This is a genomic window from Micromonospora sp. CV4 (genome assembly GCF_003667455.1).
GTDB lineage: Bacteria > Actinomycetota > Actinomycetes > Mycobacteriales > Micromonosporaceae > Micromonospora.
The window spans coordinates 1-7,069 of record NZ_RCVI01000176.1 but is presented as its reverse complement, the minus strand read 5'-3'; the positions used below and the strand labels follow the sequence as shown (position 1 = coordinate 7,069).

Here is a 7,069-nt window from a genome sequence, read left to right as displayed (position 1 = left end):
GGCCCGGCCGGCCTCCCGGGCCGCCGCCCGGGCCCGGACGAACCGGGCGTCGGGCAGCGCGCCGGCCGCCAACTCGACGAGCCCCAGGGCGGTGCCGGTGAACGCCCGCAGGTCCGCGTCCTCGGCGGCGCTTCCCGTACCCGCGGCGAGCGCGTGGTTCGGCGCCCCGGTCGTCGGCGGACCCGACGCCGCTCTCGGCGCGGCGCCGACCGGACGGGTCCGTAGCAGCCGGGCGGCGGCGGCCCGGACCTCGGCCGGATCGCCGGCGAGTCGGGCCAGGGTCAGCTCCAGCGCGGTGGCCAGCCGCAGGAACCGGTCCCGGCGCGGCACCGGCAGGCCGTCGACGTACCCGGCGGCGGCACGCAGGTGGCCGCTGGCTGCCGGCAGGTCGCCGGCGTACGCCCGCTCGGCGGCGCAGGCCAACGCGACCTCCGGGTCGGCGCGCAGCACCGCCGGAGGCGGGGACATCGGGGCCGGGCCCGTCGTCGGATCGGCGTCGTACCGGGTCAGCTCCGGCCAGTGCGCGACGAACAGGTCGCCGGCCCGGTCCCACCGGCCGGCGGCCAGCGCGTGCCGCAAGCCGTCCACCGGGCGTCCGTCACCGGCGTACCAGTCGGCCGCCCGCGCGTGCAGCTCACGCACCTCGTCGGCGGGCAGCCGGGCCAGCTCGGCCCGGAGCAGGTCGGCCAGCAGCGGATCGCAGCGGTACCACGGCGGGCGGCTCTCCGCCCGGTGCAGCAGACCGCCCGCGCCGGCCAGGTCGGCCAGCGCCCGCCCGGCGTCGGCGCGGCCGGTCAGCGCCTCGGCCAGGTCCGCGCAGACCGTCTCGGCGAGGGCGGTGCGGCGCAGCAGGTCGCGGTCGGCCGGATCGATCGTGGCGAGCACCTCCTCGTGCAGATAGCCGGCGATCTCCGGTTGGTCGCCGCCGAACTGCGCCACCCACCGTTCCGGGTCGGGATGCCCGCGCAACGCCAGCGCGGCGATCCGCAGCGCGGCCGGCCATCCCCCGGTGCGCTCGCGCAGCCGGTGCAGGGCGGCGGCCGGCAGCGGCGCCCCGTGCGCGGTGAGCAGGTCGGCCACCTCGTCATCGGTGAAGGCCAGCTCGTCCGGGCCGATCTCGGTCAGCTCGCCGGCCAGACGGAGCCGATGCAGGGCCAGCGGCAACCCGGCCCGGGCCCCGACCACCACATGCAGCCGCTGCTCGGCGTGCCGGAGCAGGAACTCCAGCCCGGTCAGCGCGGCGGGGTCGGCGACCCGGTGCAGGTCGTCCAGGACCAGCAGCACCGGTCGGTCCAGGGTGGCGAGCGCGGCGGCCAGCAGCTCCAACTGGTCCGGGCGCGGCGGCCGGTCGGGCACCGGCGCCGCCGGGCCGCCCTCCGTCGACCCGGTCGCCGCCCGCAACGCCGCCGCCAGGTACGCCCAGAGTCGGTCGCCGTCGTCGCCGACCTCCACCGACACCCACGCCGGCCCCAGCCCGGCCCCGCTGCCAGCGGCCAGCCGCACCCAGGAGGCGAGCAGGGTGGTCTTGCCCCAGCCGGCGGGTGCGGCGACCAGGGTCACCGGTCCCGCGCTGCCCTCGTCGAGCCGGCGCAGCAGGCGGGGCCGGGCCACCACCGGCTCGGGCGGCGCCGCCGGGGTCAGTCGGGACGCCAGCAGCGGCGGCTCCGGCGGGCGCTCCGGTGCCGTACCGACCCGTGCGCGATCCAGCTCTTCCGGCACCCGGCTCCACCCCCACCACCGCGTTCCACCCCCGGTCGGCGAGCGGTTACCCGGCGCGGACGCGTTCACCCCTTCGGGGCGAGCCCGCTTCACCCGGTCGCGGCCGAGGATCCGGGGGACGGAGACCGACCCGACGGGTGGGACCACTGTGACGGCTGGCGCCGATGGGATCGGCCGCGCTCACGAGCTGCCGCAGCGGGCGGCGGATGGCAGACTCTGGGGATGGCCGGGGAGCGGACGTACGACGTGGTGCTGTTCGGAGCCACCGGGTTCACCGGGGGACTGACCGCCGAATACCTGGCCCGGCACGCGCCGTCCGGGCTGCGCTGGGCGTTGGCCGGCCGCAACCCGGGCCGCCTCGCCGCCGTACGGGACCGGCTCGCCGCGATCGACCCGGCGCTGGCCGGGCTGCCGCTGCTCACCGCCGACGTGACCGACGCCGGTTCGCTGCGGGCGGTGGCCGAGAGCGCCCGGGTGGTGGCCAGCACGGTCGGCCCGTACATCCATCACGGGGAGCCGCTGGTCGCGGCGTGCGCCCGGGCCGGCACCGACTACCTGGACATCACCGGCGAGCCGGAGTTCGTCGACCTGATGTACGTCCGTCACCACGCCGAGGCGACCCGCACCGGCGCGCGGCTGGTGCACGCCTGCGGGTTCGACTCCATCCCGCACGACCTGGGTGTCTGGTTCACCGTCAAGCAGCTGCCCGCCGACGCGCCGATCGCCGTGGACGGGTACGTCCGTGCCGGCGGCCAGTTCTCCGCCGGCACGTACCAGTCCGCGCTCACCGCGTTCTCCCGCACGAAGCAGGCCAGCCAGGCCGCCCGGGACCGCCGGGCCGTCGAGCCGCGCCCCGCCGACCGCCGGGTCCGGGCGGTGCCGGGCCGGCTGGGCCGCTCGGCGGAGCTGGGGATCTGGACCGTACCGCTGCCCACCATCGACCCGCAGGTGGTACGCCGCTCGGCGGCGGCCCGCCCGGAGTACGGCCCGAACTTCCGCTACCGGCACTTCGCCGCGGTGAAGCGGCTGCCCACCGTGCTGGCCGCGGCCGCCGGGCTCGGCGCGCTGGTCGGGCTGTTGAAGCTGCCGCCCACCCGGCGCTGGCTGCTCGGGCGGCTGGCGTCCGGGCACGGGCCCACCCCGCAGCGGCGGGCGGCGTCCTGGTTCCGGGTCCGGTTCGTCGGCACCGGTGGCGGGCGTCGGGTGGTCACCGAGGTGGCCGGCGGCGACCCGGGCTACGACGAGACGGCGAAGATGCTCGCCGAGTCGGCGCTCTGCCTGGCGTTCGACGAGCTGGCGCCGACCGCCGGGCAGGTCACCCCGGTCGTCGCGATGGGCGACGCGCTGCTCGACCGGCTGATCCGGGCCGGGCTGACCTTCCGGGTGCTGAAGCGGGAGCCCGCGACCCCGACGCCCGAGGCCGCCGACCGGACGGCCGCGCCCGGCGCGGAGTCGGCGGCTTGACCCTCGACCGGGTCGAGGGGGCAGGATGCCCGTCGTGGAGAGCGACCTGCACAGCATCGGTGAGCTGGCCCGGGCCAGCGGCCTGACCGTCAGCGCGCTGCGCTTCTACGACTCTGCGGGCGTGCTCGAACCGGCCCTGGTCGACCCGGTGACCGGCTACCGCTGGTACACCGACGCGCAGATCGCCCCGGCCCGGCTGGTGGCCGGGCTGCGCCGGGTCGGCATGCCCGTGCCGGAGATCGCCGCGGCGGTGCGCGCCGAGCCGGCCACGGTGCACCGGCTGCTCGACACGCACCTGCGCCGGCTGGCGGACGGGCTCGCGGACGCCCGCCGGGAGGTCGCCCGGCTCCGGGCCCTGGTGGACCCGGCGCCGGCGGCGACCACCACGCTGCTGCTCTCCCCCGCCGAACTGGCCGCCGCCGTCGACGCGGTGCGCTTCGCCGTCGGCGCCGACCCGGAGCTGCCGGCCCTCTCCGGCGTGCTGTTCGACGTGGAGCCGGACGGCGTCCGACTGGTCGCCACCGACCGGCACCGGCTCGCGCTGGCCCGGGCCGGGGCGACCGTCGACGGACCGCCGGTGCGGGTGCTCGTCGGAGTGGACCTCGTCGACCGACTCCGCGCTCTGCTGGACCCCACCGACCCCGGGTCGGTGCGGCTGACCGTGATCGGTGCGGACCTGCGCGTCGCGGTGGCCGGTCGGACACTGACGGGCGCCGCGCTGCCGTACGACTTCCCGGACTACCGCAGGCTGCTGCGGGAGGCCCTCGGCGAGAGCCCGGCCGCGTACCGGATCCCGGTCGACGTGGCCGCGCTGCGCGCCGCGCTCACCGATCCGGCGGCCCCCACGGTTGCCCGCGAATACGACGGCCGGTCACTGGCGATCACCGTGCTCGGCCTCGACGACCGGGCCGGCGTCCGCCTGCTGCCCACCGCCGGCCCGACCGGAGACCGGATGATGTCGCCGGACCCGGTCGGTGGGCTGCGGGTCGGGGTGAACGGCGCGTACCTGCTGGACACGCTGGACGCGGCCGGCGGCTCGCAACTGGTCCTGGAGCTGGACGGGCCGATCGCCCCGCTGGCCGTACGCCGCCCGGACGACACGGACACGTTCTCCGTGCTGATGCCGATCCGGCTCTGAACCCGTCGTCGGTTCCCAGGCGGTGGGCTCGCGCTCCCCGTCCCGAACCGAACGGGGCGCGACGGTAGCATCTGTGGGTCCACCTGTGACCCCGGACGGAGGCGTACGGAGCAGCATGCTCGACATGGAGTTGATCCGGAAGGATCGCGAGGCGGTGGCGACCGCGCTGGCGAAGCGACTGGATCCCGCCGAGGTCAACCGGGCCCTGGACGAGATCCAGCGGCTCGACCAGGAACGGCGCGCCCTCATCACGGAGATCGACGCGGAGCGGCAGCGCCGCAAGGCGGAGGCCCGGGCGTACGCGCAGGCGAAGCGTGCCGGCACCGAGCCGCAGGTCACCGCACCGGAGGCGGAGCGCAAGCAGCTCGCCGATCTGGAGTCCCAGCTGGACGAGGTGCAGGCCCGGCTGCGGGACGCGATGAGCGAGCTGCCGAACCTGCCCAGCGACGACGTGCTTCCCGGCGGCAAGGAGGCGAACCGGGTCGTCAAGACCTTCGGCGAGCCGCCGGCCATCGAGAAGGTCCGCGACCACGTGGAGCTGTCCCGGGCGCTGGGCCTGGTCGACTACGAGCGTGGCGTCAAGCTCGGCGGCTCCGGCTTCTGGATGTACACGGGGGTCGGCGCGCGGCTGGAGTGGGCGCTGCTGAACTACTTCATCGACCAGCACATCAAGGCCGGGTACGAGTTCCTGCTCCCGCCGCACCTGCTGCTCGACTCGGCCGGCTTCGCCGCCGGGCAGTTCCCGAAGTTCTACGACGACGTCTACCACCTGGACCGGGAGTCCGCGCCGCGCGGGCAGTTCCTGCTGCCCACCTCGGAGACGGCGATTCTCGGCGCGTACCAGGACGAGATCCTGGAGACCCCGAAGCTGCCGCTGAAGGCGTTCGCGTACACGCCGTGCTACCGGCGCGAGTCGGCCGGCTCGCACTCGGACGAGCGCGGCACGGTGCGCGGGCACCAGTTCAACAAGGTGGAGATCTTCCAGTTCACCCTGCCGGAGCAGGCCGACGACGCGCTGGAGGAGATGCTCGCCCACGCGGAGAGCCTGGTGGAGGGGCTGGGCCTGCACTACCAGCGCACCCTGCTCTCCGCCGGTGACTCCAGCGCGTCGATGAAGAAGACCCTCGACATCGAGGTGTGGATGCCGAGCACCGGCAAGTACAAGGAGGTGTCGTCGGTCTCCTGGGCCGGTGACTACCAGGCCCGCCGGGCGGCCATCCGCTACCGGGAGCCGGGCGGCAAGCAGACCCGCTTCGTGCACACCCTCAACGGCTCGGCGCTGGCCACCAGCCGGCTGTTCCCGGCCATCCTGGAGCAGTTCCAGCAGGCCGACGGCTCGGTCCTGATCCCCGAGGTCCTCCGCGACCGGATGGGCACCGACCGCCTGACCCCGCTGCGCTAGCCGATCCGTTCGACGGGGGCCGGGTCCACCCCGGCCCCCGTCGGCGTATCCGCCGGCGTCCGGGCGCTCTTCCGGACGCCCAGGCCAACGCCCACCGCGGTGAGCAGGACGAGGGCGGCGAGCAGCGCCGCCGGGCCGAGCGTGTCCAGGGTGTCGGCAAGGGCGTGCTGCACCCGCGACGCCACCCGGATCACCGGGTCGTGCAGGGCGTCGCGGCGGCCCGCGGCCAGCCGTAACTCGTACCAGCCGTACCAGGCGACGTAGCCGCCGGCGAGCAGCAGCACCAGGCCGCTGAGCCGGGGCACCAACGCGCCGGCGCCGCGCAGTCGGGCCACCAGCCCGTCGCGCAGCAGCGCCACGCCGAGCGCGGCGACCGCGACCACCAGCCCCATCCCCAGGGCGTACGCGCCGAACAGCGCCAGCCCGTGTCCGGTCGAGCCGGCCTGAAGACTGGTCACCACGATGGCCAGGAACGGTGCGATGGCGCAGCCGAGCGAGGCCAACGCGTACGCCGCGCCGAACAGCGCCATCGACGGCCAGGAACGGGTCAGCCGGGGCGCCCGGGCGGACCAGCCGGGCGCGGGCAGCCGCCGGCCGGCGAGCAGCCAGCACCCGGCCGCCACCAGCAGCAGCCCGAGAACCACCGTCAGCCACGGCAGGCGGGGCCGCAGCCAGCCGGCCAGTGGCGCGAGCGCCAGGCCGAAGGCGCCGAAGACCAGCACGTACCCCAGGGTGAGCCCGGCCGCCGCGGTGAGCGCGCGGCCGACCGCGCCGCGGGCGTCCGGCGCCCCGGCGACCAGCAGTGAGAGGTACGCGGGCAGCAACGCGAAGCCGCACGGGTTGACCGCGCCGAGCATGCCGGCGGTCAGCGCGAGCAGCAGCGGGCCGGTCACGCCCCGGCCAGCGCGCGGACCCGGGCGGTGAGCGCCTCGCCGTCCAGGAAGCCCTGGTGGACGACCTTGCCGTCCCGATCGATGATCAGGAACGTGCTCTGCTCGGTCACCTTGAACCGACGCCACAGCTTGCCGGCGCGGTCGTCGATCTGCGGCGTCCCGGCGAGCTCGAACTCGGTGACGAAGTCCTTCATCGCCCGCTGTTCACCGAGGCCGGCCACGCCGACGATCGGCACGGTGTCCCGGTACTTCGGCGCGATCTCGGCGACCGTCCAGGCCTGGCTGGCGCAGGTGGCGCACCACGGGGCCCAGAACCACAGCACCACCGGCCGGCCCGCGAGCTGCGCCGCGTCGAACGCGGTGCCGGTGAGGGTGGTTCCGGCGAAGCGCAGGGTGTCCGGGACCCGGGCCGGGGTCGGGACTGCGCTCGGCGGCCGCCGGCGGCGGGGTGGC

Annotated in this window: 6 protein-coding genes; 3 read left to right on the top strand and 3 right to left on the bottom strand. The window is 76.1% G+C overall.

Annotated features, from left to right (window positions below):
• Positions 1 to 1,719, bottom strand: a 1,719-nt coding sequence (locus tag EAD98_RS04595; protein WP_233583714.1) for an AAA family ATPase, incomplete at its 3' end; no start/stop codon positions are given.
• A 222-nt stretch (positions 1,720 to 1,941) separates the two neighbouring features.
• Here EAD98_RS04595 and EAD98_RS04590 point away from each other — a divergent pair.
• The 3 genes from EAD98_RS04590 (at position 1,942) to serS (ending at position 5,723) form a co-directional block, all read left to right on the top strand.
• Positions 1,942 to 3,183 carry a trans-acting enoyl reductase family protein gene (locus tag EAD98_RS04590; protein ID WP_121652824.1) on the top strand — a complete coding sequence of 414 codons (1,242 nt, stop codon included), beginning with the start codon at positions 1,942 to 1,944 and terminating at the stop codon, positions 3,181 to 3,183.
• Positions 3,184 to 3,208: 25 nt separating this feature from the next.
• Positions 3,209 to 4,321 (top strand): MerR family transcriptional regulator, encoded by a 1,113-nt coding sequence (locus tag EAD98_RS04585; RefSeq protein ID WP_121652823.1) that lies wholly within the window; start codon positions 3,209 to 3,211, stop codon positions 4,319 to 4,321.
• Between the two features lie 115 nt (positions 4,322 to 4,436).
• Entirely contained in the window at positions 4,437 to 5,723 is a 1,287-nt protein-coding gene (gene serS / locus EAD98_RS04580; RefSeq protein WP_121652822.1) for a serine--tRNA ligase, read from the top strand.
• Here serS and EAD98_RS04575 read toward each other — a convergent pair.
• A complete protein-coding gene (locus tag EAD98_RS04575; protein ID WP_233578111.1) occupies positions 5,720 to 6,616 on the bottom strand; it encodes a cytochrome c biogenesis CcdA family protein in 897 nt (298 codons plus the stop codon). The two genes, serS and EAD98_RS04575, sit on opposite strands and share 4 nt — an antisense overlap.
• On the bottom strand, positions 6,613 to 7,069 hold a 457-nt coding region (locus tag EAD98_RS04570), incomplete at its 5' end, for a redoxin domain-containing protein (protein WP_121652821.1). The genes EAD98_RS04575 and EAD98_RS04570, both read right to left, overlap by 4 nt.

Excerpts from the sequence above, each read along its gene's own strand:
- EAD98_RS04590 (WP_121652824.1), top strand. The coding sequence starts at position 1,942 with ATGGCCGGGGAGCGGACGTACGACGTGGTGCTGTTCGGAGCCACCGGG.
- serS (WP_121652822.1), top strand. The coding sequence starts at position 4,437 with ATGCTCGACATGGAGTTGATCCGGAAGGATCGCGAGGCGGTGGCGACC.
- EAD98_RS04585 (WP_121652823.1), top strand. The coding sequence starts at position 3,209 with ATGCCCGTCGTGGAGAGCGACCTGCACAGCATCGGTGAGCTGGCCCGG.